The following is a 25,422-nucleotide window of genomic DNA, read 5'->3' on the forward strand; positions in this document are numbered from 1 at the left end:
GGGCGGCCGTGGAGCCGCCCTAGGGCTATCCCTGAGTCCGCCACGGTCCGCCACGCCGTGGCGGTGCTGACGCCCGGGAAGGCGTCATCTATAAAAATATCTTTTGTGACTCGAAAAAAATTCAAATTGATCTAATTAGAGCACGCGCGTATCTTCACCGGTTTGGCCCCGGCCCTTCTTTTTTGTCCCGACCATGAAGACCTTCAACTGGGAAAACCCGTATCCCACCATCCGGGCGCCGCACTTCGCGCGCAATATCGTTGCCACGTCGCACCCGCTGGCCGCCCAGGCGGGCCTGCGCATGCTGCTGAAAGGCGGCAGCGCCGTGGACGCGGCGATCGCGGCGGCGGCCACGATTACCCTGACCGAACCCGTGTCGTGCGGCCTGGGCAGCGATTGCTTCGCCATCGTATGGGACGGCAAGCAGTTGCAGGGCCTGAATTCGTCGGGCGTCGCGCCCGCCGCCTGGAGCATCGACTACTTCCAGCGCAAATACGGAACGGGCGCCGACGGGCTGGCCAAGCAGCCGAAGCGCGGTTGGGACACGGTGACCGTGCCGGGCGCGGTGGCCGGATGGGCGGCCCTGCACGAGAAGTTCGGCAAGCTGCCGTTCGAGCAATTGTTCGACCCTGCCATCGAAGTCGCGGAACGCGGCTATTCGGTGCCGCCGATCACCGCGCGCAAGTGGGAAGCCGCGGCCGCCGAATTGAAGGACCAGCCGGGCTTCGCCCAGGCTTTCATGCCGGATGGCCGCGCCCCGGTGGTGGGGCAGCACTTCCGCCTGCCGGATGCCGCGTGGACTCTGCGGCGCATCGCCGAAAGCAAGGGCCGCGATTACTACGAAGGCGACATCGCCGAGAAAATCATCGCCTTCAGCAAGGCCTCCGGCGGCGCAATGACGCTGGATGACCTGCGCAACTACCGGCCGGATTGGGTCAAGCCGATTTCCCGCGCCTACCGGGGCTATGAGGTGCACGAGATTCCGCCCAACGGCCAGGGCATTGCCGCGCTCATGGCGCTGGGCATCCTGGAGAAGTTCGACGTCGCCGGCTTGCCCGTCGATTCCATCCAGTCCCAGCATCTGCAGATCGAGGCGATGAAGCTGGCGTTCGCGGACCTGTACAAATACGTCGGCGATCCGCGCACCATGGAAGTGACGCCGGAGCAGATGCTCGACGACGCCTACCTGGCCGCGCGAGCCAAGCTTATCGACATGGACAAGGCCACGCATTTCGCGGCGGGCCGGCCGCACGCCGGCGGCACGATTTATATGTCCGCGGCGGACGAGAGCGGCATGATGGTGTCCTTCATCATGTCGAACTACATGGGGTTCGGCTCCGGCGTCGTCGTTCCGGGCACCGGCATCAGCCTGCAGAACCGCGGTGTCGGTTTCTCGATGAACCCGAAGGCGGCCAATGTGGTGAAGGGCGGCCATCGTCCTTTCCACACCATCATCCCGGGCTTCTTGACGCGCGGCGGCAAGCCGGTCATGAGCTTCGGCGTGATGGGCGGCGACATGCAGCCGCAAGGGCATCTGCAGACCGTCGTGCGCATGCTGGACTATCACCAGAACCCGCAGGCCGCCTGCGACGCGCCGCGCTGGAAGGTCAACCGCGACTTTACGCTGGACCTGGAAGCAACCATGCCGGCGGCCACCGTGGAAGGCCTGAAAAAGCTCGGCCATACGCTCAAGAGCGTGAACGACCCCTATATGGACTTCGGTTCCGGGCAGTTCATCTGGCGCATGTCCGAAGACAACCACGACTGGGGCTACGTGGCGGCAAGCGACAGCCGCCGCGACGGCCAGGCCGTAGGCTTCTAGGCCGGAATCCGGGTGCTCGCGGCGCGGCATCGCAGCGGTAAACCGGCCGGCAGACCAACCAACATCCAGCCAACAATCCAGCGAACAAGGGGAATGCAATGAGAAAACTGGGTTTCGCCCTTGCCGGGGCGCTGTTGACCGTGGCCGCCGGGTCGGCGGCGGCACAGGAAATCCGCATCGGTCTGCAGGAGGATCCGGACGTCCTGGATCCTGCCCGCGCGCGCACTTATGTGGGCCGCATCGTGTTCACGTCGCTGTGCGACAAGCTGGTGGACATCGATCCGAAGCTGCGCATCGTGCCCCAGCTGGCCACGTCCTGGAGCTGGAATGCGGACAACACCGTGCTGACCATGAAGCTGCGCGATGACGTGGTGTTCCATGACGGCACGAAGTTCGACGCCGCGGCGGCGAAGGCCAACCTGGACCGTTCCCGCACGCTGCAGGACAGCTTTCGCAAGGGCGAGCTGGCCTCCATCAGCAAGGTGGACGCCCCCGATGCCAACACGCTGGTCCTGACGCTGAAGCAGCCCGACGCGACGCTGCTGTCGCAGCTGACCGACCGCGCCGGCATGATGCTGTCTCCGGCGATCTTCAACGACAAGGACGCCAACGCCGTGGGCCGCAATCCCGTCTGCTCCGGCCCCTACAAGTTCGTGGAGCGCGTGCAGAACGACCGCATCGTGCTGGAGAAGTTCGACAAGTACTACGACGCCAAGAGCTACAACTTCACCAAGGTCACCTTCCTGCCGATTCCGGACACCACCGTGCGCCTGCAGAACCTGCGCTCGGGCGGCCTGGACATTCTTGAGCGGCTGAATCCCTCCGATGCGCCGGACGTCAAGAAGGACGACAGGCTGCATTTCTCTTCCGTGGCGGGCCTGGGTTTCCAGGAAATCGTGTTCAACCAGAACAATGGGGAGCGCGCGAAGAACAACCCCTTCCGCGACGAGCGGGTGCGGCAGGCGCTGAGCCTGTCCATCGACCGCGACGCCATCAACGAAGTGATCGGCGGCGGCATCTACGAACCGGCCAACCAGGCGTTTCCGCCGGCCAGCCCCTACCACAGCGATAAGTTCCCGGTGCCCAAGCGCGACGTCGCCAAGGCCAAGGCGCTGCTGAAGGAAGCTGGGATGACCCAGGTCAAGGCCGAGCTGGCCTATGGCAACAACACCACGACGGCGGCGATCGCGGAGATGATGCAGGCGATGGCCCGGGAATCCGGCATCGAGCTGAGCCTGCGGCCCACCGACTACGCCGCGCTGCTGTCGCAGATGCACGCCGGCAACTTCGAGGTGGCGCTGCGGGGCTGGTCGGGCCGGCCGGATCCGGACGGCAACGTGTATCCCTTCGTCACCTGCAAGGGCGCGCTGAACGACGGCCAGTACTGCAACGCCAAGGTGGACGAGCTGCTGAACGAAGCCCGCAAGGTGCCCGACGAGGCCAAGCGCAAGGTCTTGTACGAGCAGGCCGAAGCCATCATCCAGAAGGAGATGCCCGACGCCTTCCTGTACTTCCAGCCGTGGCCCTTCGCGATGCAGCGTAAGGTCAAGGGCTTTTTGCCTTATCCTGACGGCATGATCCGCCTGAAGGGCGTTTCGTTCGCCCAGAACTGAGGCGGCCGCGCCTCGCGCAGCGCCGGGTCCCGCGCCCGGCGCTTTGCGTTTCCAGTTTCTCCGGTTTCACTATGTTCAAACTGATCCTGCGCCGCGTCCTCGTGGCGATTCCGACGCTGATTCTGGTGTCGATGATCGTATTTCTGCTGCAGAAGGTTCTGCCCGGGGATCCGGTATTGACCCTTGCGGGCGAGGAGCGCGACCCCGCCGTGCTTGACTACCTGCGCGACAAATACCACCTGAACGACCCCTTGCCGGTGCAGTACGTGGCCTGGGTCAGGCAGGTCGCCACCGGCGACCTGGGCAAATCGCTGCGCACGGATGTGCCCGTCACCTCGCTGATTGCGCAGAAGCTGCCGGTGACGCTGCAGCTGGCGGCGATGGCGATGATCATCGCGTTGCTGGTCGGCATTCCCACGGGCATCCTGGCGGCGGTGCGCAAGGGCAAGCTGCTGGAGTACGGCGCCAACGTCGCGGCGCTTTCCGGGATGTCGATTCCCAATTTCTGGCTGGGCATCATTTTGATCATGATCGTGTCCGTGCAGCTGCGCTGGCTGCCGGCGTCGGGCTATGTTTCGCCGTCCGAGGATTTCTGGCTGTCGATGAAGACCATGATCATGCCGGCCATCGTGCTGTCCACCTCGCTCGCCGCCTATCTGATGCGCCACACCCGCTCGGCCATGCTCGAAGCGCTGGGCGCCGATTACGTGCGCACGGCCCGCGCGAAGGGCGTTCCGCCGCGCAAGGTGGTGCTGCGTCATGCGCTGCGCAATGCCCTGATGCCGATCGTCACGCTGGTCACGCTGCTGTTCGGCGAGCTGCTGGCCGGCGCCGTCCTGACCGAGCAGGTGTTCACCATTCCCGGCTTCGGCAAGTTGGTCGTCGATGCGGTGTTCAACCGCGACTATGCCGTGGTGCAAGGCGTCGTTCTCTGCGTCGCCGTGGGTTTCATCGTGATGAACCTGCTGGCCGACATTCTCTATATCGTTGTCAATCCCCGTCTGAGGCATTCATGAGCGCACATCCTGCCGTGGCTTCCGCCGGCGCGATGCCACGCCGCACGAACCGGGCGTGGACCAAGTTCCGCCGCAACCGCATTGCGATGATCGGCGCGATCATCGTGCTGTTCTTCGTCGTGGTGGCGATCTTCGCGCCGCTGCTCGCCAATCACGATCCGTTCCAGACCAGTTTCACATCCATCCGCAAGCCGCCGTCCGCGAAGTTCTGGCTGGGAACCGACGAACTGGGCCGCGATATCTACACGCGCATGCTGTACGGCGCGCGGGCGTCGCTGATGGCGGGCCTGGCGTCGGTGATCATTGCGATGATCGTCGGAGTGCCGTTCGGCCTGCTGGCCGGCTATTTCGGCAAGTGGACCGACAGCGCCATTTCGCGCGTGACCGAAGCGCTGCTGGCGATTCCCTTCCTGATCCTGGCGATCGCGCTGGCGGCCTTTCTCGGGCCCAGCCTGGTCAACGCCATGATCGCCATCGGCGTGTCGGCCGCGCCGAAGTTCGTGCGGCTGGCGCGCGGCCAGGTGCTGGCCGTGAAGAACGAAGATTACGTGCAAAGCGCGCGGGCGCTGGGCGCCTCGGACCGGCGCATCATCCTGCGCCACATCCTGCCCAACATCATGCCGCCGCTGATCGTGCAGGCGACCATCACCATCGCCACGGCGATCATCGCGGAGGCCAGCCTGTCGTTCCTGGGCCTGGGTCTGCAGCCGCCCAATCCATCGTGGGGCTCGATGCTCAATACCGCCAAGAACTTCATGACCCAGGCGCCCTGGATGTCGATTTTCCCCGGTTCGGCCATCTTCCTGGCCGTGCTCGGATTCAACCTGCTGGGCGACGGGTTGCGCGATGCCCTCGACCCGCGTCAGGAGAAGTAAGCGCAATGCAAGCGATGGAATCCAATCGCGTCGTCGATGTCGACGACCTGACCGTGCGCTTCAAGACGCACGAGCGTACCGTGGAGGCGGTGCGCAACGTGTCCTTCCACGTCAACCGCGGCGAAACGCTCGCCATCGTCGGAGAATCGGGCTCCGGCAAGTCGGTGACCTCGCTGGCCCTGATGCGGCTGGTCGAATATGGCGGCGGCGCCATCGCCAGCGGCAGGATCCAGCTGCGCCGCCGCAACGGCGAAGTGCTGGACATGACCGCGGCGTCGGAGCACACCCTGCAGCGGGTGCGCGGCGCCGACGTCGCCATGATCTTCCAGGAGCCGATGACCTCGCTGAATCCCAGCTTTACCGCCGGGGTGCAGATTTCGGAGGCATTGCAGCTGCACCAGGGACTGGACGCCGCGGCGGCGCGCGCCGAAACCCTGCGCATGCTGGAACGCGTGCGTATCCCCGAGGCGAAGTCGGTGCTGGATCGTTATCCGCATCAGCTGTCCGGCGGCATGCGCCAGCGCGTGATGATCGCCATGGCGCTGTCCTGCAAGCCGCAGTTGCTGATCGCCGACGAACCTACGACGGCCCTGGATGTGACCATCCAGGCGCAGATCCTCCAGCTGATCCGCCAGCTGCAGGAAGAGATGAATATGGGCGTGATCTTCATCACGCACGATATGGGCGTGGTGGCGGAAGTGGCCGACCGCGTGCTGGTGATGTATCGGGGCGACAAGGTGGAGGAGGGCAGCTCGGACGAGGTCTTCGCCCGCCCTAGGCATGCCTATACCCGTGCGCTGTTGTCCGCGGTGCCGCGGCTCGGATCGATGCAGGGTACGGACGAACCGGCGCCGTTTCCGCTCCTGACCATGGACGACGTGGCGCACGGCCAGACCCAGGCCAACCCGGTCGGCCGCGTGACGGAAAGCACCGTGCGGCGGGAGAACGGGCCGGTGCTGAAAGTGCGCGACCTGGTGACGCGCTTCGACATCGCCGGCGGCATTCTCGGCCGCGTGCAGCGGCGGGTGCATGCCGTGGAAAAGGTCAGCTTCGACCTGTATCCGGGCGAGACGCTGTCCCTGGTCGGCGAATCGGGTTGCGGCAAAACGACCACCGGCCGTTCGCTGCTGCAGCTCGTGCGCAGCCAGGGCGGCACCATCGAGTTCGACGGCCGCAATATCGGCGCCCTGCGCGGCGCGGCCATGCAGACGCTGCGCCGGCACATCCAGTTCATCTTCCAGGATCCGTTCGGGTCGCTCGATCCGCGCATGACGGTGGGCGATTCCATCATGGAGCCGCTGTTGATCCACGGCGCCGCGAAGGGCGCGCAGGCGCAGGAGCGCGTGCGCTGGCTGATGGACAAGTGCGGCCTGGCGCCCGAAATGATCGGGCGCTATCCGCACGAGTTTTCGGGCGGCCAGCGCCAGCGGGTCTGTATCGCACGCGCCCTGGCGCTGAATCCGAAGGTGGTGGTGGCCGATGAATCCGTATCCGCGCTGGACGTGTCCATCCAGGCGCAGATCGTCAACCTGCTGCTGGATCTGCAGCGCGAACTGGGCGTGGCCTTTCTTTTCATCTCGCACGATATGGCCGTGGTGGAGCGCATCAGCCATCGCGTGGCGGTGATGTACCTGGGGCAGATCGTCGAGATCGGACCGCGCCGTGCCATCTTCGAGAACCCCCAGCATCCGTACACGAAGAAGCTGATGGCGGCGGTGCCCATCGCCGATCCGCAACGGCGCCACCGGCAGCGTTCGCTGCTGGTGGACGAGATTCCAAGCCCGGTGCGCAGGGTCGGCGACGAGCCGGCCGTGGCGCCGCTGGTGGAAGTTTCAGCCGGGCACTACGTGGCCCGGCATGCGGTCGGCGCGTATCCGGCAATGGCCTGAGGGGGGCGGCTGGCCGCCGCCCCCGCTTGCGCAAGCGCGCGAATGGCCGGCGCCGGAACGGGGCGGCCGTTCAAGCGCTTAGCCCTGTTCAGGCACGGCAAGCTGCGCATCGGCCAGATACCGCCGCGTAAGCGGTTCCAGAACCTCGAACTTCATGTCCCGCCAAACGGCGTGCCCCAGCTCGCGCTGCGCGTCGGTATCGGCGCCGTCGATGCCCCGCGCCTGCAGTTCGGCGCGGATTTTCTCTTGCAGCGGCGTGCCGGCAAGCTGGTGAAGCTGCGCTTCGGCCTGCGCGTAGCGCTCGCCCAGGCGCTGCCGGATCAGCGCGTTCCAGCTATCGTCCAGGACGAGATACCGGTAGAACTCCTTGCCTTCCGCGTCCAGGACTTCCTGCAAGGCCGCATCCAGGTTTTCCGAGGTCACGCGGGACACGCTCATGAAGCGCATCCGCGGCGCGACCAGCGACAGCCCCAGGCGGTCGCGCAGGCCGACGGCATAGGCCAGGTAGACTTCCACATCGTCGAGGTGCGCGTCCGACTTGATGTGCCGGTACGCGATCTCCTGCAGCTTGCCGATGCGGAACGTCTGCCGCAGCGCGTCCACGGCCTTGCGAGGCTCATAAATGCCGAGCCGGACGTCGTCGTGCACGCGCAGGCGGCGCAGTTCCGACAGCGTCAGCGAAACGCGGTCTTCGCACTGCTCGCTGGCGGTCACGCAGGCCTGCAGGGTCCTGTCCAACAGCGGCTTGCGTTCCGGCTTGGCGAGCTCGGCCAGCCATTCCCGCACGTCGGCGCGGAAATCGGGGTCGTCATGGCTGACGGATTGACGAAGGTAATCGAGGAAGCGGGCGAATTGCCCGCCGGCGGCGCGGCCCTCCGGTGTCCCGCGGACGTCTGCGCCGATCGCTTCCCAGCGGGCGGCCGCCGCTGCATCCTCGTCTCCCAGCCATGCGCGCGCCGCATCGGCCAGCGTGCCGGATGCGGTGTCGAGCGCCGGATCCTCATCGGCGATGAACCTGACTTGCGGCCCGGCGCCGGCCCTGAAGCGGGCCGTCAAATCCTCCTGGACGCGGATGGGAATGGGGTTGCCGTCCAGCAGGATGGTGCACGATGGCGTATCGATTTCCGCGGGCACGCCGGTCAAGGCGTTGTCGCGCACATCGAGAAGCCGCGTGCCCGCCGGTACGCCGCGCGGAAGGTCGCGCAGGCGGTTGCCTGAAGCAATCACGGTTTCGATGGCGGCGGGCAACGGGGCGGGCAGCGTCTCCAGGGCGCAATCCTCCACGTCCAGCAGCGACAGCGTCGGCGGCAGGGCGGGCAGCGCGGCCAGCTCACGGTTGCGGGCCAGTTTCAGCGTGTGGATGCGCGTTGCGGAAAGGTCGGGCACGCGGGGCAGGTCATTGTCGGACAGCACCAGGGTCTCGAGCGTGTCGGGCATCGGGGCCGATATCCGCGTCAGCACATTGTGGTCCGCGATCAGCGTGGTCAGATCGGGCGGAAGCGGCGGCAGGCTGGCCAGCGAGTTCCTGCCGGCCTGCAGGACCTTCAGCGTGCGGGGCAGTCCGTCGATCTGCCCCAGCAGATTGTTCGATACATCCAGGTACTCGAGCGCTTCCAGCCGCGCGAGCCTGTCAGCGGGCAGCCGGGTCAGGTGATTCCAGGAAACATCCAGAAAGACCAGCGTTGGCGGCAGTTCGTCGAATACGCCAGCCCCGGTGTCCCGCGCCGACAGCCGCCTCAGGCCCTTCGCGCGGGAAAGATTGCGCCAGTCCGTTATCCGGTTGTGATCGATCTTCAACTCATACGTGTTGTCCCGCAGGGGCGGAACGGCGTCCAGGCCCCTGTCGTACAGGTGGATGGACGGCCCCTCGGGAACCGGGGCGAGTTCATCCTGCAGCACGCGGATGAACGCGTCTTTATCGAGCCCGCCGAAGCAGTCGGCCAGCCATAGTTGCTGGCGCATGGAGTTCACGGCAAGCCGGCGTCGCGCGTCGCCCCCCGCCCACGCCGCCCATTCCGCTTCCAGAGCCGGCTCGAAGGCGGGCCTGCCGCTTCGGCCCGCGCGGAAGAAGGCGTTCAGGTAGACCTCGCGGAAGGGCTGGCCGCCCTGGAGCAGTCCCGTCATGTTGTTGTAGACCGCCGCCAATTCCCGCACGGCGGCGTCGTCGTCCGACGCCAGGGCGGACAGGTGCAGATGCCATACGCCGCCGCGCACGGGCTCGGCCAGCGACGGCCGCTGCCCGGCTGCCGGGTCGTCGTCGATCAGCACGATCTCCGGGACCTGACCGAGTTTTTCATGGCAGGCCTGCATCGCGCGCAGGATGGCGTCGCCGCGCGGCGTGGCGCGCAGCCGTGACAGCAGCGCGTCGATCGCATCGCGCTGCGGCGCCGTGGCCCCGCCGCGCACCCGGCCGATCAGCAAGGCGCCGTACGGATCCGGCGTGCGGATCGAGGCGTTGCCGGCCCCCGATGCCTGAGCGTGCGCCGGGGCCGGGCCGCGCCCGCCGCCGCGCAGGCCAGGCGCGTCGGCATGGCGCCACACGGACTTTTCGGGATCATGGAAGAGGCGATGCGGGACACGGTCCCGCCGGGCGCCGGGCGCCGTTACGACGCGCCAGACCGGCCGGCCGGCCGTGGACGCAGGGTCCCGGGCAACTTGCACATAGTCATCGCCGATTCGCGCGTAGTGCCTGCCCTCGAGCGTATGCGTGCCATCCGCGCCGGCCCGCCGCGCGCCAAGCGCGTTGCGCAGGCTCGGCGACGCGACGCGGTGGCGCGACAGCGCTTCCATGGACAAGACGCGATACAGGCGTCCTTCGCGATCGGCCGCCAGCAGCGGACCCTGTCTATTCCCCGTCCAAGCGTCGACCATCGTGTAGACGCGCGACCGCGCGTCGCCGTACGGCAGCACGGCCAGCGTGTCGCCGTTTGCCGCCCGCGCTTGAAGCGTGCCAAGCGGCCGGATGCCCGGATCCCGTTTTGCGGCCGCAAGGCTTTGGGCCGGCAACCGCCATGCGCCGTCTTCAAAAGAGGCGGCGCGGCGGCGCAGGGCAGACTGTGCGAACACGTTCGCAAGGCGGGGATGACTGGCGCGCATCGCCCTTGCCATGCGCGTCGCGTCGGCTGCCGGCAAGGGATCCGGCGCGGCGGCCGCCGAACGAAACGTGCGGACCGCCGTCTTGATGACGTCGCGCAATTTCGGCAGCGCCCGTTGCGCCCCGGGCCGAACCGACGCGGCCGCGGCGGTCAGGCCGCGGCCCGCCGGACGCGCGGCCGCGCCCAGCGCGCGTCCGGCCGCCGCGCCCGCCCGCGCGCTGGCGCAAAGCATGGGCAGGGCAAAGCTGATGAGATCGATCCCGCCGCTGACGACCGCCGTTTGCAGGTCGTCGTTGCGGGCGGCGACGATCATGCGTCGAAACGGCACGAAGTCGAGCAGGACGTCGATGGCTTGTTCCCCCGGCGCCAACCCGCGCGCCTGCGCCTTGCTGCGGCCCAGGTGGGTTTGCAAGGCCGGCGTCAGCCAATGCGCCAGGCCCGGGCGCGGACCGCTGCCTATCGGGTCGATGGCCACGCGGGTCTTCCACAAATGGGTTCCGTCCGTACCCTCGGACGAGGCGCCGAAGACGATGTCCCGGCGTTGCTCGGCCCATGCCTGCAGCGTGACGTCGGGCGGCACGCGGTGGATGCCGCCATCCTCCGTCGACAGAAAGTAGCGGCGGGCGCCCGTCGCGGTGCGCAGGGTAGCGAAGTAACCGCTGGAAGGCGTTTCGCGATCGGTCCTGCCGTCATAGAGGAAGGCCGCGCCGCGCAGCACCTGGACCTCACGCCGGTAATGCTGGCGACGGGCCGCGGCTATCTCGACGGTTGCGGTATCGGCGGCGTGGCCAAGCTCGCGCGCAACGCAGGTCAGCCAGCGTTCGGCCAATGCCGTGATCCGGCGGGCCGCGTCCGCCGCGTAGGCGTCGAAGCGCCGGCTGAATTCGGCGTCGAGCGACGCCGGCAGCCGGCCCCGGACCGCGCCGGTATCCGCGTCCGTCAGCGGGCGATCCGACATGCGCCGGATATCCGCATCGTTCAGCGCATCGGCATTGAGATAAAAGGCGGCAGCCGGCTTTCGCTCATTCACCGCCGATGGATTGTCGGGGTCCATCAGCTCGGGCGTGTCCACGCGGCGCGCGGGGTCCAGGCCGGCGCCGCGCAGCAGATCCGCGGCCAGCGCCTGCCGCGTCGGCGGCTTGAGCGCCGCCAGGTCGAGCACCGCCTGTGCCAGGGCCATTTCGTCGGCAAAGCCGGCTTGCAGGAAGGACTCCATTTGCGCGGCGATGCTTGCATCATCCTTGCCTGCGCCGTCCGCCTTGCCGGTCATGCCGTGCGCTTCCAGTGCGGCCTCGGCCAGCGCGCGCATGCGCGCGGCGTGATTGCCGTGCAGAAGAAGGTCCACGATCCGTTGTCCGCCCAAGGCCGCGACGTCTTCGATCGGATACGCGTCCGGATCCTGGCGCAACTGCCGCAAGGTCCAGCGCCCGAAAGCCACAGCCGCGGCTTGCCGTGCGTCCGCGGGATGCGAGGGGGCGCCCGCGCCGGACCCGGCGCCCGCTTCGGGGTCGCCCACTGGCGGCAGGAGCCAGCCGGCGAAAGCCAACAGCTCGGCCAGCGCCGCTGCGTCGAAATCGTGGCCGGGAGGAGCGGAATCACCGTCGTGCGCCGGTGCGGGGCCGCGCGGGGGGACGGTGATGAGGAGAGCGTGGGAAGCGCTTGGAATCTGCATGGGTGTCTCCGGGCGGAACACCGGGCGCCTTGAACGGGGAGGGAGCGGCGCCCGGAAAGCGGTAGTGCCTTCGCCACGCAATACGCTCCCGGAATGGGCATGCAGGCTTGCGCCCTGCGCCGCTTCGGGACACCGCGCCTCGGCCTCGCGCTCGGACGCCGGGGTGTTGCATGCCGCGCCGGCCCGGCCCTTGCGGCTCGAGCGTTATGATGCCGGGTTTCGCAGGAACGGATACGTCATGGCATTGCGCGCAACCATCTACAAGGCCGATCTGAACGTGGCCGACAATGACCGCCGCTATTACGGCAACCATGCCCTGACGGTGGCCCGCCATCCGTCGGAAACCGACGAGCGGATGATGGTGCGCATCCTGGCCTACGCACTTAACGCCGACGAGGCCCTGGCCTTCACGAAAGGGCTGAGCGAGACCGATGAACCGGATATCTGGCGCAAGGACCTGACAGGGGCGATCGACCTGTGGATCGAGGTGGGCCAGCCCGACGAACGCCGCATCCTGAAGGCCTGCGGGCGCGCCGCGCAAGTGCTGGTCTACTGCTACGGGCACGCCAGCGCCTTGTGGTGGCAGGGCGTGCGCGACCGCGTGGCGCGGGCGCGCAACCTCAAGGTTGTCTACGTGCCGTCGGAAGCCGCGCAGGCCCTGGGCGCGCTGACGCAGAGAACCATGTCGCTGGACGTGAACGTGCAGGACGGCGACGCGTATGTGACCGGCGAGGCGGGCAGCGTGGTTGTTACGCCGGAAACGTGGCGCGATTGAGGCGGTGATTTCCGCTGGCGCGCCGCGTGCCGCCGTATGGCGCGCGGCTGCGCTCAGCGGGGGCAGCGGCCGGCGGCCTTGTCCCAGAAGCCGCTCAGGAATCCTTCGGCCACGAGCAGCGGCTCGCCATGGCGCCAGAACACGGAACGCCGCGCCAGGATGCGCGCATCGCGGCGGATGTCCGACAGCCGGCCGGCGTCGCGTGCGGCATGGCCGCATCTGCCCGACCGTACGGCCGCAAGCGCCGTGGCGTGAAACGGCACGCCGGGCGCCAGCCGGCGGCATTCGAACGGCGAGCGCGACACGGTGCGATCGTGGTACAGCATGTCGGCCAGCGGACGGTTGCGCAGGCGGCGCATCCCTTGCCAGGTCGAGCGCGCCGCGGCCAGCGGCGTGAGGCTGCGCGCAACGACGCCGTCGATGCCATCCACCGACATCAACACTTCCCGCACCCATACCATCGATCCGCGCCGCAGGCGCATGGCCGCCGCCTCGTCGCCGGGGACCGTCTGGGCATACTCCGCCAGCACGCGCAGGCGAAACTCGCCCAACTGGCGCAAGCCGGCGGTGAGGGCGCCTGGGCGCAATAGCCAGAATCGTTGGGTGGCGCTGCAGGAAGGGGGAGGGGACGGCGTCCAGCCGGGACTGTCGGGGCGGAGGATCTTCATGGCGCCGTATTATCCCGCATCGCCGTGGCGCCCGCCGTCTGCTCCCGCCGCCGCTTGCGGCGGTCGCGTCCGGTATCGGCTCCACCCGTTAGAATGTCGGCTTTCGCTTCGCCTCCAATGGAAAAAGTACGCATCTCCAAGCTCATGTCGGAACGCGGCCTGTGTTCGCGCCGGGAAGCCGACAGCTACATCGAGCGCGGCTGGGTGCGCGTGGACGGCGAAGTCGTGTCCGAGCTGGGCGCCAAGGCCTATCCCACGCAAAGCATCACCCTGGAGCGCGCGGCGCAGGCCAGGCAGCAAACCCGCGTCACCATCCTCATCAACAAGCCGGTGGGCTACGTGTCCGGACAGGCTGAACAGGGTTACCGGCCCGCCGCCGCGTTGATCGACGCGCGGTCACGCGCCGCCAGCGATCGTTCACCGCTGCGTTTCGACCGTTCCCATCTGCGCGGCCTCGCCGTGGCCGGCCGCCTGGATATCGATTCCCAGGGCCTGCTCGTCCTGACGCAGGACGGGCGCATCGCCAAACAGCTGATCGGCGAGGATTCGACCGTCGAAAAGGAATACCTGGTGCGCGTACAGGGCCGCTTGAGCGAAAACGGTCTGGCGCTGCTCAATCACGGGCTGTCGCTGGATGGCAAACCCTTGCGGCCCGCCAAGGTCGCCTGGCAGAACGAAGATCAGTTGCGCTTCGTGCTCAGGGAAGGCAAGAAGCGCCAGATACGCCGGATGTGCGAACTCGTTGGCTTGAAGGTCATCGGGTTGAAGCGCGTCCGGATCGGCCGGGTGGTGCTCGGCGATCTGCCCCTGGGGCAATGGCGCTATCTGCGCGAGGGCGAGCGTTTCTGAACGCGCCGGCGCGCAGTGTGCCGCCCTGGGCGTCGACGCGCCATTGAACCGCCACATGTATTTTTCCCGGGCGGGATGCGATCCGCATGCCTTGCGGCTTCCTATGCCGGCTGCGGGCGTTTAGCATGGCGGGGCATCCGCGCCATCCAGCCGCGAGCCTGCCGGGACGGCCCTGCCGCCGGCGGACCAGGGCAGATTCAGGCGCGCACCGCTAGAACGGGCGGCAAAGACCGCGCCGGTACACAGGAGACCCGCCATGTTGGACCCCAGGATCGCTTCCGCCATCCCGCAGCCGCCCGACGACGCCGTCCATGCCGCCCCCCTTCCTGCCAGCGGCAACGGCCGCGGCGGCCGGGAAGCCGGCAACGACGATTTCAACCAGAGCGGCGCCATCGCATCGGGGCCCTCCATGGCCCTCGATGCAGACCCCCAGGAAACCGCGGAATGGCGCGATGCCCTGACCGCGCTCGTCGAGCGCGAAGGGGAAGACCGGGCGGCCTTCGTGCTGGACGCGGTGCTCGCGCATGCCGCCCGTCTCGGCGTGCGGGCGCATGGGCCGGTCGCATCCGCCTATCTGAACACCATCCCGCCGGAACAGGAGCCCGCCTTCCCAGGCGATGCGCGCATCGAGGAACGCATCGCCTCGATCAATCGCTGGAATGCGCTCGCCATGGTGGTCCGCGCGAATCAGGCCCACGGCGAACTGGGCGGACATATCGCCAGCTACGCGTCCGCGGCGGATCTTTTCGAGGTCGGCTTCAACCACTTCTGGCGCGCGCGCGGGCCGGCGCACGGCGGCGACCTGGTCTATATGCAGCCGCATTCGGCGCCCGGCGTGTATGCGCGGGCATTCCTGGAAGGCTTCCTGACCGAGGCGGACCTTGCGCATTTCCGCCGCGAAATCGCCGCCTCGGCTCAGGGCCTGCGCGGCCTGTCCTCCTATCCCCACCCGTGGCTGATGCCGGACTTCTGGCAGTTTCCGACCGGGTCCATGGGTATCGGTCCCATCAGCGCGATCTACCAAGCGCGCTTCATGCGGTACCTCGAACACCGTGGCCTGACGGCGCCCTCGGACCGCAAGGTATGGGGCATTTTCGGCGACGGTGAAATGGACGAGCCGGAGTCCGTCGCCGCGCTGACCCTGGCGGCGCGCGAAAAGCTGGACAACCTGGTCTTCGTCGTCAACTGCAACCTGCAGCGCCTGGACGGCCCGGTGCGCGGCAATGGCCGCATCATCGACGAGCTGGAAACCCTGTACACGGGGGCCGGATGGAACGTCATCAAGCTGCTGTGGGGCGGAGACTGGGATCCGCTGTTCCGCCGCGATACGGCGGGGGCGCTGGCGCGGGCGTTCGCCGGCACGGTGGACGGACAATTCCAGACCTTCGCCGCCAAGGACGGCGCCTACAACCGGCGGCAGTTCTTCGGCCGCGACCCCGCCCTGGCCGCGCTGGTGGCCGACTGGTCCGACAAGGCCATTGACGGACTGCGCCGCGGCGGCCACGACATCGTCAAAATCTACGCGGCCTACCATCGCGCCGTGCGCCACACCGGGCAGCCCACCGTCATCCTGGCCCAGACCAAGAAAGGCTACGGCATGGGCGAGGCCGGGCAGGGCAGGATGACGACGCACCAGCAGAAGAAACTGGACGTCGATGCGCTGCTGGCGTTCCGCGACCGCTTCTCGCTGCCCCTGAGCGATGCCGATTGCGCGGCGCTCCGGTTCTACCGGCCGGATCCGGACAGTGCCGAGATGCGCTATCTGCGCGAACGCCGCGCAGCGCTGGGCGGCTGCGTGCCGCGCCGCAGCGCCGAGGCGCCCCGAATGACGCCGCCCCGCTGCGAAGCCTGGGCGAGTTTCGCGCTGGCGCCCAAGGGCAAGGAAATGTCCACGACCATGGCCATCGTGCGCATGCTCACGGCATTGCTGAAAGACCCCGCCGTGGGCCCGCGCATCGTGCCCATCGTGGCCGACGAAGCGCGCACCTTCGGCATGGCCAACCTGTTCCGGCAAGTCGGCATCTATTCTTCGCAGGGCCAGCTTTACGAGCCCGAAGACATCGGCTCCGTGCTGCATTACCGGGAAGCGCGGGACGGGCAGATTCTGGAAGAAGGCATCACCGAGGCCGGGGCGCTGTCGTCCTGGATCGCCGCGGGCACCAGCTATTCGGTCAACGGGCTGCCCATGCTGCCGTTCTATATCTACTACTCGATGTTCGGATTCCAGCGCGTGGGCGACCTGATCTGGGCGGCGGCGGACCAGCGCACGCGCGGCTTTCTGGTCGGCGCGACATCGGGGCGCACGACGCTGGGCGGGGAAGGACTGCAGCACCAGGACGGCAGCAGCCATCTCGCCGCCAGCGCCATCCCCAATTGCCGGGCCTACGATCCGGCCTATGCCTACGAGATCGCCGTCATCGTGGAGGCCGGCCTGCGCCGTATGCTCGACGACCAGCGCGATGAGTTCTATTACCTGACGGTGGGCAACGAGAATGCGCCGCAGCCCGACATGCCGGCCGGCGATACCGCGCGCGAAGGCATACTGCGCGGCATGTACCGCCTGCGCCAGGCGGACGGCCAGGCCGAGATCCGCCTGCTCGCCTCCGGATCCATCGTGCGCGAGGCGGTGCTGGCCGCCGAACGGCTGCACGACGAACATGGCGTCGCCGCCGAAGTATGGAGCGTGACGAGCTTCTCGGAGCTGGCGCGCGACGCCAGAACGGCGGACAGGGCGCGCTGGCTCGGGCAGTCGTCCGCGCCGTCGTGGATCGAGGCGCAGTGGGGCAGGGACGCGCTGCCCGTCGTTGCTGCGACCGATTACGTTCGCGCGGTGCCCGAGCAGATCCGCGCCTGGGTTCCGGGGCCGTACCGCACCCTGGGCACGGACGGCTTCGGCCGCAGCGATACGCGGGCGCAACTGCGCGACTTCTTCGAGATCGGGGCGGACTGGCAGGTACTGGCGGCGCTGGACCTGTTGGGCCGCCGTGAAGCGGCCGGCGCCTTGCGCGCCCGGCTCGACGCGGCAAACCGCCAGACGCCTCCCTGGGAGCGATGAGTCTGCAACGCCGGGCGCGCGGCGACAGCCGTTTCAGTCGGTTTCGGCCGGCGACACCGGGCTTGCCGCTGCGCTACCCTTGCCCTGGCGCGACCATTCACGTTGCAGGCGCTCGGCCAGGAACTCCACGAAAACGCGGGTCTTGACCGGCAGCAGCCGGGTCTCGGTCACGGCGTAGACGGGGAAGGGGCCGACCTCCCAATCCGGCAGCACGCGTTGCAGGCGGCCCGCGGCGACCTCCTCCTGCGCGCTGACTTCCGACAGCACCGCGATACCCGCGCCCAGCGTTGCCAGCCGCCGGATCATGCCGGCGCTGTTCATCGAGAACCGCTTCCCCGGATGAAATTCGATATGCTCGCCGTTGCGGTGCAGCGGCCACCTGGTGACGCGCGCCCGCTGCGTGGCCCGGAATTCCATGCACTCGTGCCCGGCCAGGTCGTGCGGGTGCCGCGGCATGCCGAATTTCGCCAGATACGAAGGCGCCGCGTACAGATAGGCCGATATCGAGCCGAGCTGGCGCGCGATGCGCGTGGGCGCGGGCTGCTCGGCGATTTCGATGGCGACGTCGCAGGTCTGGAATACCTTGTCCGCGTGCTCCGGCGCCGCCATGTCCAGGTGGAAGGTGACATCCGGATAGCGCCGGGAAAAAGCCATGAGGGATTCGGCCAGGAAGTCGGTGCCGAAGTCCACGGGCATGTTGACGCGCAGCGGCCCCGCCGGCGTGCTCGCCAGCCCCTGGATTTCCTCGTGCGCGATCTGCGCCTCGGTGACGATGTGCTGGCACCGCTCGAAGTAGCGCGAGCCCGCGTCGGTCAGCTCGACCTTGCGCGTGGTCCGGCTCAGGAGACGCACGCCCAGGGAACGCTCCAGTTCGGCGACCTGGCGGCTCAGGGTGGATTTGGGGATGCCCAGCGTGAGAGCGGCGCGGCTAAAGCTCTTCGCGCGCGCGACCTCGACGAACAATTCCATGGTTTGAAGGCGTTTGGTCATACCGTATTGTCTCACTGATGGAACATTGTTTTCGCCGCGCCGGGGTTTGTTACGCCGGTGGAATAGTGCAAAATGCGACTTTTTGCGACGCAGCAAGCGACGGCATCCACGCCGGTTCCACGCCTACGCTGTCCGCCGCGAAGACCGTTATGCCGGTCGGCGTTCGCCGCCCGGCTCTAGTTGGAATCAGGAAATGCACCGTATGAATAAGAAGACTGCCGGGCGCGCCGCCGCGGTGGCGGCCGTTGCCGTGCTCTCGCTTACCCTGGCGGCTTGCGGGAAGAAGGACAACGCCGCCGCCGCTCCCTCCAAACCCACGGTCGGCGTGGTGACGCTGAAGGCGCAGCCGGTGTCGCTGACCACGGAGCTGCCGGGGCGGACATCGGCGTTTCGCATCGCCGAAGTGCGGCCACAGGTGAACGGGATCGTCCTGAAGCGTCTGTTCACCGAGGGCGGCCGCGTCAAGGCGGGGCAGCAGCTGTACCAGATCGATCCGTCGCTGTACCAGGCGACGCTGGACAGCCAGCGCGCCGCGCTGGCGCGCGCCGAGGCGCAGGTCAAGAGCGCGACGCTGCTTGCCGAGCGCTACAAGCCGCTTACCGAAACCCGCGCCATCAGCCGTCAGACCTATGACGACGCCGTCGCCGCGCGCGACCAGGCGAAGGCGGATGTGCTCTCGGCCAAGGCGGCGGTGGAAACCGCGCGCATCAACCTCGTCTATACCAAGGTGCTGTCGCCCATCGACGGCATCATCGGCCGCTCCATGGTGACCGAGGGCGCGCTGGTTACCGCCAACCAGGCCGATGCGCTGGCTTCGGTCCAGCAGATCGATCCCATCTACGTCGATGTCGTGCAGTCGAGCGTGCAGCTGCTGCGGCTGCAGGATCAGCTCGCCAAGGGTGAGATCAAGCGGGCGGAAGGCGAACAGGCCGCGCAGGTCACGCTGACGCTGGAAGACGGGACCCAATACAACCATCAGGGCAAGCTGCAGTTTTCGGAAGTGACCGTGGACCAGAGCACCGGCTCGGTGACGCTGCGCGCGGTCTTCCCGAACCCCGAGCATCGCCTGCTGCCCGGCATGTTCGTGCGCGCCAAGCTGGTCGATGGCGTGGCTGCGGAGGGCCTGCTCGTCCCGCAGCGCGGCGTCACGCGCAGCCAGCGCGGCACACCGATCGCCTACGTGGTGGACGCGCAAGGCAAGATCGCCGTTCGCGATATCGTCACGGACCGGGCCATCGGTTCGGACTGGCTCGTAACCAGCGGCCTGAAGCCGGGCGACAAGGTCGTGGTGGAAGGGCTGCAGACGATACGTCCCGGCATGGAAGTGGCGGCCAACGAAGTCAACACGCAACCCGCCGCTGCCGCGGCGGCGCCCGCCGCGCCGGCGCAGTAAGGCCGGCAGGAGTTTCGAAGCATGGCTAAGTTTTTCATTGAAAGGCCGGTCTTCGCCTGGGTCATCGCCATTGTGATGATGCTGGCGGGCGCGCTGTCCATCATGCAGCTGCCCGTCTCGCAGTACCCGGCGATCGCGCCACCGTCGATCAGCATCCAGGTGAACTACCCGGGCGCCTCCGCGCAGACGGTGCAGGACACCGTCGTCCAGGTCATCGAGCAGCAGATGAACGGCCTGGACCACCTGGAGTACATGAGCTCGGAAAGCGCCGCTGACGGCAGCGTCACCATTACGCTGACCTTCGCCCAGGGCACCAACCCGGACACGGCGCAGGTGCAGGTGCAGAACAAGCTGTCGCTGGCGCAGCCGCTGCTGCCGCAGGAAGTACAGCAGCAGGGCATCCGCGTGACCAAGGCCACCAAAAACTTCCTGATGGTGGCGGCGTTCATTTCCACGGACGGCCGCATGACGCGCGCCGACTTGTCCGACTACGTGGCTTCCTATGTGCAGGATCCCATCAGCCGGACCAGCGGCGTGGGCGACTTCCAGCTGTTCGGTTCGCAGTATGCGATGCGCATCTGGCTGGATCCCGCCAAGCTGCTGAACTACAACCTGACCAGCATCGACGTGGTCAACGCGATCCAGACCCAGAACGTGCAGGTATCGACCGGCCAGCTGGGCGGCTTGCCGGCCGTGCGCGGGCAGGACCTGACCGCAACCATCATCGGGCCCACGCGGCTGCAGACCCCCGAGCAGTTCGGCAACATCCTGCTCAAGGTAAACCCGGACGGTTCGCAGGTCCGCCTGCGCGACGTCGGCACGGTCGCGCTGGGCGCGCAGTCCTACAACATCGACAGCCTTTACAACGGCAAGCCCGCCGCCGGTCTGGCGATCAAGCTGGCCTCCGGCGCCAACGCGCTGGATACCGCCGACGCGGTGCGCGCGACCATCGACGGACTGAAGCCTTTCTTCCCGCCGGGCATGGAGGTCGTCTACCCGTACGACACCACGCCGTTCGTCAAGCTGTCCATCGAGGACGTGTTCAAGACCCTGGCCGAAGCCATCGTGCTGGTCTTCCTGGTCATGTACCTCTTCCTGCAGAACATCCGCGCCACGCTGATCCCGACGCTGGCGGTGCCGGTGGTGCTGCTGGGCACGTTCGGCGTGCTGGCGGCGTTCGGCTACTCCATCAATACCCTGACCATGTTCGGCATGGTGCTGGCGATCGGCCTGCTGGTGGACGATGCCATCGTCGTGGTGGAAAACGTCGAACGCGTGATGGCGGAAGAAGGGCTGACGCCTCGCCAGGCCACGCGCAAATCGATGGAGCAGATCACCAGCGCCCTGGTGGGCATCGCCATGGTGCTGGCCGCGGTGTTCATCCCCATGGCCTTCTTCGGCGGTTCCACAGGGGTGATCTATCGCCAGTTCTCGATCACCATCGTGTCGTCGATGGCGCTGTCGGTGCTGACGGCCGTGGTCTTTACGCCGGCGCTCTGCGCGACGCTGCTCAAGCCCATCGACAAGGACCATCACGAGGCCAAGACTGGCTTCTTCGGCTGGTTCAACCGGACGTTCAACCGCAGCAGCCACGCCTACGCCAATACCGTGGCGCGCGTGCTCAATCGCACGCCCCGGCTGATGCTGATCTACGTGCTGATCGTCGCCGGCATGGTGTTCCTGTTCACGCGCATTCCCACCTCCTTCCTGCCGGAGGAGGACCAGGGGATTCTGTTCGTGCAGGTGGCCACGCCCTCGGGCGCGACCTCCGAGCGTACGCAGGTGGCGATCGACCAGGCCACCCGTTACTTCCTGGAGACCGAAAAGGACACGGTCGCGTCCGTGTTTTCGATCAACGGGTTCAACTTCGGCGGCCGCGGGCAGAACGCCGGCATGATGTTCGTCAAGCTGCGCGACTGGGAAGATCGGCCGGAAGCGCGGCAGAAAGTTGCGGCGCTGGCGCAGCGCGCTTCAGGTTTCTTCGCGAAGAACATCCGCGATGCGGTGATCGTCGGCTTCGCGCCGCCAGCCGTGATGGAGCTGGGCAACGCCACGGGTTTCGACTTCCAACTGATGGACCGCGCCGGCCTGGGCCACGAGGCCCTGCTGGCCGCCCGCAACCAGTTGCTGGCCGCGGCGGCGCAAAGCCCCGTCCTGGCCGCGGTGCGGCCCAACACGGTGGAAGACGCGCCGCAATACCGGCTCAACATCGACCGGGAAAAGGCGCGCGTGCTGGGAATCTCCATCCAGGACCTGAACAGCGTGCTGACGACCGCCTGGGGCTCGACCTACGTCAACGACTTCATCGACCGCGGCCGCGTGAAGAAGGTCTACGTGCAGGGCATGCCCAGCGCGCGCATGCTGCCCGACGACCTGAACAAGTGGTATGTCCGCAATGCCGCCGGCGATATGGTGCCGTTCTCGTCCTTCGCCTCGGCGGAATGGACCTACGGCCCGCAGAAGCTGAACCGCTACAACGGCGTGCCGTCGTACGAGATCCTGGGGCAGCCGTCGCCCGGACATAGCACCGGCGAAGCCATGGCGGAAATGGAGCGGCTTGCCGCCTCCTTGCCCCCGGGCATCGGCTACGAGTGGACCGGCCTGTCGTTCGAAGAGCGGCTGTCCGGCTCGCAGGCGCCCGCCCTGTATGCGATTTCGCTCATCGTGGTGTTCCTGTGCCTGGCGGCGCTGTACGAAAGCTGGTCCATTCCGACCGCGGTGATGATGGTGGTGCCCCTGGGAATCATCGGCGCGCTGGCGGCCACGCTGCTGCGCGGCCTGTCCAATGACGTGTACTTCCAGGTGGGCCTGCTGACGACGGTGGGGCTGGCGGCGAAGAACGCGATTCTGATCGTGGAATTCGCCAAGGAGCACTACGAGGCGGGCGCGAGCCTGACCGAGGCCGCCATCCATGCGGCGCGTCAGCGCCTGCGGCCGATCCTGATGACGTCGCTGGCGTTCATCCTGGGCGTCGTGCCGCTGGCCATCGCCAACGGCGCGGGCTCGGGCAGCCAGAACGCCATCGGCACCGGCGTGATCGGCGGCATGCTGACCGCGACCTTCCTGGCCATCTTCTTCGTGCCGACTTTCTTCGTGGCGATGCTGCGCCTGTTCAAGGTGAAGCGTCAAAGCGAACGCGGCGATCCCCACGAGTCCACCGATGCGAGAGACCGCACGGAACCGGCCGGGGGGCAAGCCGAATGACAAGCAATGCAATGAGAACGACGCTGCGTTTCACCCTGACCGCCACCTTTGCGGCGGTGCTCGCCGGGTGCACCTTGATCCCGGACTATGACCGGCCGGCGGCGCCCATCGACGCCGCCTATCCGACCGGGCCGGCCTACCATTCCGCCAGCCAGGCCGCGGTGCCGCCCGGCGGCGTGGCGGCGGCCGATGTGGGCTGGCGCGAGTTCTTCGGCGACCCGCTGCTGCAGGAGCTGATCGCGCTGGCGCTGCAGAACAATCGCGACCTGCGCGTGGCGGCGTTGAACGTGGAAGCCGCGCGCGCGCAGTACCGCATCCAGCGCGCCGATCTGCTCCCCACCGTGGGCGTGGCGGCGCAGGAGTCCGCGCAGCGCACGCCGGCGGACCTGTCGGCTTCGGGCCGGGCGACCACCAGCCATACCTACCAGGTCGGCGCCTCGGTGGCGTCCTGGGAGCTGGATTTGTTCGGCCGCATCCGCAGCCTGAACCAGCAGGCCTTGCAAACCTATCTGGCACAGGACGAAACGCGTCTGGCGACGCAGCTGTCACTGGTGTCTGAGGTGGCGACCGCCTATATGACGCTGCGCAGCGATCAGGAACTGCGGCGGTTGACGCAAGACACCTTGAAGAGCCAGCGCGATTCCTATGAACTGACGAAGCAGAGCTACGACAACGACATCGCCACGGCCCTGGATCTGAGCCAGGCGGAGGTTTCGGTACGCACCGCCGAACGCAACCTGGCGCAGTACGAACGTCAGGTGGCGCAGGACATGAACGCGTTGGTGCTGCTGCTGGGCGATCCGCTGCCGCAGGCGATCCGCGACCGGCTCCAGGCCGACGCCCCGTTGAACGACTCGCTGATGCCGACGGCGCTGCCGGCCGGTCTGCCTTCCGAACTGCTGGAACGCCGGCCGGACATCCGGGCGGCCGAGCACCAGTTGTTGGCCGCCAACGCCAATATCGGCGCTGCGCGCGCGGCGTTCTTCCCGACCATCACGCTGACCGGCGGGGCCGGTACGGCCAGCTCCAGCCTGGGCCGGCTGTTCGATGGCGGACAGGGAGCCTGGAGCTTCACGCCGCAGATCACGCTGCCGATCTTCGCGGGCGGCGCGCTGGAGGCGAACCTGGATCTGGCCAAGGTGCAGAAGCGCATCGAGATCGCGAACTACGAGCGGGCAATCCAGTCCGCCTTCCGTGACGTGGCGGACGCGCTTGCCGGGCGCGGCACGCTGGACGACCAGATCCGCGCGCAACAACTGCTGGTCGCCGCGAACCAGCGCGCCTATGACCTGTCGCAGGAGCGCTTCCGGCAGGGCGTGGACAGCTATCTCAGCGTGCTGGACTCCCAGCGGTCCCTGTACGAGTCTCAACAGGTGCTGGTCCAGACGCGACTTGCGCGTCTGACGAATCTGGTGGACCTGTACAAGGCGCTTGGCGGCGGCTGGACGGAGCACACGGTGCAGGCGCAGCAGGGGCAGGGCGCGCCGACGGGCGCGCCCGCGCAGCCCGCGGCATCCCCGGCCGCCTCGCGCCAGGCATCTCCCGCCGCCGCGGCGTCGGCCGCGCCGCAGCCGCCGTCCCTCTAGCGGCGCTGCCGCGGGCGCGGATGTGCAAGGGGGCGGCAGCGCCGCCCCCTTGCTTTCAGTCTTCCCGCACGTCCAGGGTGTAGCGGGCCCGGGGATCCTGTGCCAGCACCTGCTTCAGCCAGGGCAGCGCTTCTTTCAAGGCAGCGGCCAGCGTCCATGGCGGATTGATCAGGAACATCCCGCTGCCATGCAGGCCGAATCCGTCGGCCGCCGGTTTCCTGACCGACAGGGCGGCGTGCAGCCAGCGTTTCGCGCCCAGCTTTTCCAGCTGGCGGGGCAGTTCCTGCGACTCCCGGCGCTGCACCAGCGGATACCAGACGGCGTAGGTGCCGGTGGCGAAACGCTTCAGGCCCTCCTTGACCGCCAGGGTCACCCGCCGATAGTCCTGCTTGTCCTCGTAGGACGGATCGATCAGCACCAGGCCGCGGCGGGGCGGGGGCGGCAGCAGCGCCTTCATGCCTTCGAACCCGTCCGTATCGAAAATCGTGGTCTGGCGCAGGGCGATGCCACCCTGCTGCTCGAGGTTGCCGACCAGGACCTCCGCTTCCGTGGGATGAGCTTCGAAGAGCCGCAGCCGGTCATGGTCGCGCATGGCGTCCAGCGCCAGCCAGGGCGATCCGGGGTAGTGGCGCAGGGTTCCGGCCGGGTTGTATGCCCGTATCCGCTCCAGGTACCGGGCCAGCAGCGGCGGCGCGTCGGCGCGGTTCCAGAGGCGGCCGATGCCATCGGCGAACTCCGCGTTCTTCGCTGCCCAATCGCTGTCCAGGCGGTACAGCCCGGCGCCGGCGTGAGTATCGATGATCCAGTACGGCGTGTCTTTCTGGCCCAGGTAATCCAGCACGTGGATCAGGATGGCGTGCTTCAGCACGTCGGCATGATTGCCGGCGTGAAAGGCGTGTCGATAGCTGAACAAGCGCGTT

Annotated in this window: 15 protein-coding genes; 11 read left to right on the forward strand and 4 right to left on the reverse strand. The window is 67.6% G+C overall.

The annotated features are described in order from the left end of the window. The first annotated feature begins 193 nt into the window (after positions 1 to 193). The 5 genes from CAL13_RS09820 (at position 194) to CAL13_RS09840 (ending at position 7,215) form a co-directional block, all read left to right on the forward strand. Positions 194 to 1,822 carry a gamma-glutamyltransferase family protein gene (locus tag CAL13_RS09820; RefSeq protein ID WP_086057245.1) on the forward strand — a complete coding sequence of 543 codons (1,629 nt, stop codon included), beginning with the start codon at positions 194 to 196 and terminating at the stop codon, positions 1,820 to 1,822. 98 nt (positions 1,823 to 1,920) lie between these two features. Further along, positions 1,921 to 3,435, forward strand: coding sequence for an ABC transporter substrate-binding protein (locus CAL13_RS09825; protein ID WP_086057246.1), 1,515 nt, complete (start codon positions 1,921 to 1,923; stop codon positions 3,433 to 3,435). Positions 3,436 to 3,506: 71 nt separating this feature from the next. Next, on the forward strand, positions 3,507 to 4,451 hold the full coding sequence (locus CAL13_RS09830; RefSeq protein WP_086057247.1) for an ABC transporter permease: 945 nt from the start codon (positions 3,507 to 3,509) through the stop codon (positions 4,449 to 4,451). Further along, complete coding sequence (locus CAL13_RS09835) at positions 4,448 to 5,326, forward strand: ABC transporter permease (RefSeq protein ID WP_086057248.1); 879 nt, start codon at positions 4,448 to 4,450, stop codon at positions 5,324 to 5,326. The genes CAL13_RS09830 and CAL13_RS09835 overlap by 4 nt, the downstream gene beginning before the upstream one ends. A 14-nt stretch (positions 5,327 to 5,340) precedes the next feature. After that, positions 5,341 to 7,215, forward strand: coding sequence for a dipeptide ABC transporter ATP-binding protein (locus CAL13_RS09840; protein WP_086073589.1), 1,875 nt, complete (start codon positions 5,341 to 5,343; stop codon positions 7,213 to 7,215). A gap of 78 nt (positions 7,216 to 7,293) precedes the next feature. Here the strand turns inward: CAL13_RS09840 and CAL13_RS09845 are convergent, their stop codons facing one another. After that, complete coding sequence (locus CAL13_RS09845) at positions 7,294 to 11,982, reverse strand: NEL-type E3 ubiquitin ligase domain-containing protein (RefSeq protein ID WP_086072250.1); 4,689 nt, start codon at positions 11,980 to 11,982, stop codon at positions 7,294 to 7,296. Between the two features lie 238 nt (positions 11,983 to 12,220). Between CAL13_RS09845 and CAL13_RS09850 the strand changes: the two genes are divergently transcribed. Then, positions 12,221 to 12,757: a YaeQ family protein gene (locus tag CAL13_RS09850; RefSeq protein ID WP_086057250.1), complete on the forward strand. Its 537-nt coding sequence runs from the start codon at positions 12,221 to 12,223 to the stop codon at positions 12,755 to 12,757. Positions 12,758 to 12,810: 53 nt separating this feature from the next. Here the strand turns inward: CAL13_RS09850 and CAL13_RS09855 are convergent, their stop codons facing one another. Next, entirely contained in the window at positions 12,811 to 13,425 is a 615-nt protein-coding gene (locus CAL13_RS09855) for a chorismate--pyruvate lyase family protein (RefSeq protein ID WP_086072251.1), read from the reverse strand. A 117-nt stretch (positions 13,426 to 13,542) separates the two neighbouring features. Between CAL13_RS09855 and CAL13_RS09860 the strand changes: the two genes are divergently transcribed. Next, a complete protein-coding gene (locus CAL13_RS09860) occupies positions 13,543 to 14,274 on the forward strand; it encodes a pseudouridine synthase (protein ID WP_086057252.1) in 732 nt (243 codons plus the stop codon). Between the two features lie 409 nt (positions 14,275 to 14,683). After that, positions 14,684 to 17,329: an alpha-ketoglutarate dehydrogenase gene (mdeB, locus tag CAL13_RS09865; RefSeq protein ID WP_086073590.1), complete on the forward strand. Its 2,646-nt coding sequence runs from the start codon at positions 14,684 to 14,686 to the stop codon at positions 17,327 to 17,329. A 33-nt stretch (positions 17,330 to 17,362) separates the two neighbouring features. Here mdeB and CAL13_RS09870 read toward each other — a convergent pair whose 3' ends face one another. Further along, positions 17,363 to 18,298, reverse strand: coding sequence for a LysR family transcriptional regulator (locus CAL13_RS09870; RefSeq protein ID WP_086059369.1), 936 nt, complete (start codon positions 18,296 to 18,298; stop codon positions 17,363 to 17,365). A gap of 223 nt (positions 18,299 to 18,521) precedes the next feature. Between CAL13_RS09870 and CAL13_RS09875 the strand changes: the two genes are divergently transcribed. The 3 genes from CAL13_RS09875 to adeC are packed head-to-tail and all read left to right on the forward strand — an operon-like array spanning position 18,522 to position 24,502. Then, positions 18,522 to 19,712, forward strand: a complete 1,191-nt coding sequence (locus CAL13_RS09875) for an efflux RND transporter periplasmic adaptor subunit (RefSeq protein WP_086057253.1) — start codon at positions 18,522 to 18,524, stop codon at positions 19,710 to 19,712. 21 nt (positions 19,713 to 19,733) lie between these two features. After that, on the forward strand, positions 19,734 to 22,916 hold the full coding sequence (locus CAL13_RS09880) for an efflux RND transporter permease subunit (protein ID WP_086072252.1): 3,183 nt from the start codon (positions 19,734 to 19,736) through the stop codon (positions 22,914 to 22,916). 11 nt (positions 22,917 to 22,927) lie between these two features. After that, positions 22,928 to 24,502 (forward strand): AdeC/AdeK/OprM family multidrug efflux complex outer membrane factor, encoded by a 1,575-nt coding sequence (gene adeC / locus CAL13_RS09885; RefSeq protein WP_086072253.1) that lies wholly within the window; start codon positions 22,928 to 22,930, stop codon positions 24,500 to 24,502. Between the two features lie 55 nt (positions 24,503 to 24,557). Here adeC and CAL13_RS09890 read toward each other — a convergent pair whose 3' ends face one another. After that, positions 24,558 to 25,415 carry a 23S rRNA (adenine(2030)-N(6))-methyltransferase RlmJ gene (locus CAL13_RS09890; RefSeq protein ID WP_086072254.1) on the reverse strand — a complete coding sequence of 286 codons (858 nt, stop codon included), beginning with the start codon at positions 25,413 to 25,415 and terminating at the stop codon, positions 24,558 to 24,560. Positions 25,416 to 25,422: the final 7 nt, after the last annotated feature.

Origin of the sequence: Bordetella genomosp. 9 (assembly GCF_002119725.1) — a bacterium.
In the GTDB taxonomy this organism is placed as follows: domain Bacteria; phylum Pseudomonadota; class Gammaproteobacteria; order Burkholderiales; family Burkholderiaceae_B; genus Bordetella_C.

Bases quoted from the DNA above. Each gene is read 5' to 3' on its own strand.
- CAL13_RS09820 (WP_086057245.1), top strand. From the start codon at position 194: ATGAAGACCTTCAACTGGGAAAACCCGTATCCCACCATCCGGGCGCCG.
- CAL13_RS09825 (WP_086057246.1), top strand. From the start codon at position 1,921: ATGAGAAAACTGGGTTTCGCCCTTGCCGGGGCGCTGTTGACCGTGGCC.
- CAL13_RS09830 (WP_086057247.1), top strand. From the start codon at position 3,507: ATGTTCAAACTGATCCTGCGCCGCGTCCTCGTGGCGATTCCGACGCTG.
- CAL13_RS09835 (WP_086057248.1), top strand. From the start codon at position 4,448: ATGAGCGCACATCCTGCCGTGGCTTCCGCCGGCGCGATGCCACGCCGC.
- CAL13_RS09840 (WP_086073589.1), top strand. From the start codon at position 5,341: ATGGAATCCAATCGCGTCGTCGATGTCGACGACCTGACCGTGCGCTTC.
- CAL13_RS09845 (WP_086072250.1), bottom strand. From the start codon at position 11,982: ATGCAGATTCCAAGCGCTTCCCACGCTCTCCTCATCACCGTCCCCCCG.
- CAL13_RS09850 (WP_086057250.1), top strand. From the start codon at position 12,221: ATGGCATTGCGCGCAACCATCTACAAGGCCGATCTGAACGTGGCCGAC.
- CAL13_RS09855 (WP_086072251.1), bottom strand. From the start codon at position 13,425: ATGAAGATCCTCCGCCCCGACAGTCCCGGCTGGACGCCGTCCCCTCCC.
- CAL13_RS09860 (WP_086057252.1), top strand. From the start codon at position 13,543: ATGGAAAAAGTACGCATCTCCAAGCTCATGTCGGAACGCGGCCTGTGT.
- mdeB (WP_086073590.1), top strand. From the start codon at position 14,684: ATGGCCCTCGATGCAGACCCCCAGGAAACCGCGGAATGGCGCGATGCC.
- CAL13_RS09870 (WP_086059369.1), bottom strand. From the start codon at position 18,298: ATGGAATTGTTCGTCGAGGTCGCGCGCGCGAAGAGCTTTAGCCGCGCC.
- CAL13_RS09875 (WP_086057253.1), top strand. From the start codon at position 18,522: ATGAATAAGAAGACTGCCGGGCGCGCCGCCGCGGTGGCGGCCGTTGCC.
- CAL13_RS09880 (WP_086072252.1), top strand. From the start codon at position 19,734: ATGGCTAAGTTTTTCATTGAAAGGCCGGTCTTCGCCTGGGTCATCGCC.
- adeC (WP_086072253.1), top strand. From the start codon at position 22,928: ATGAGAACGACGCTGCGTTTCACCCTGACCGCCACCTTTGCGGCGGTG.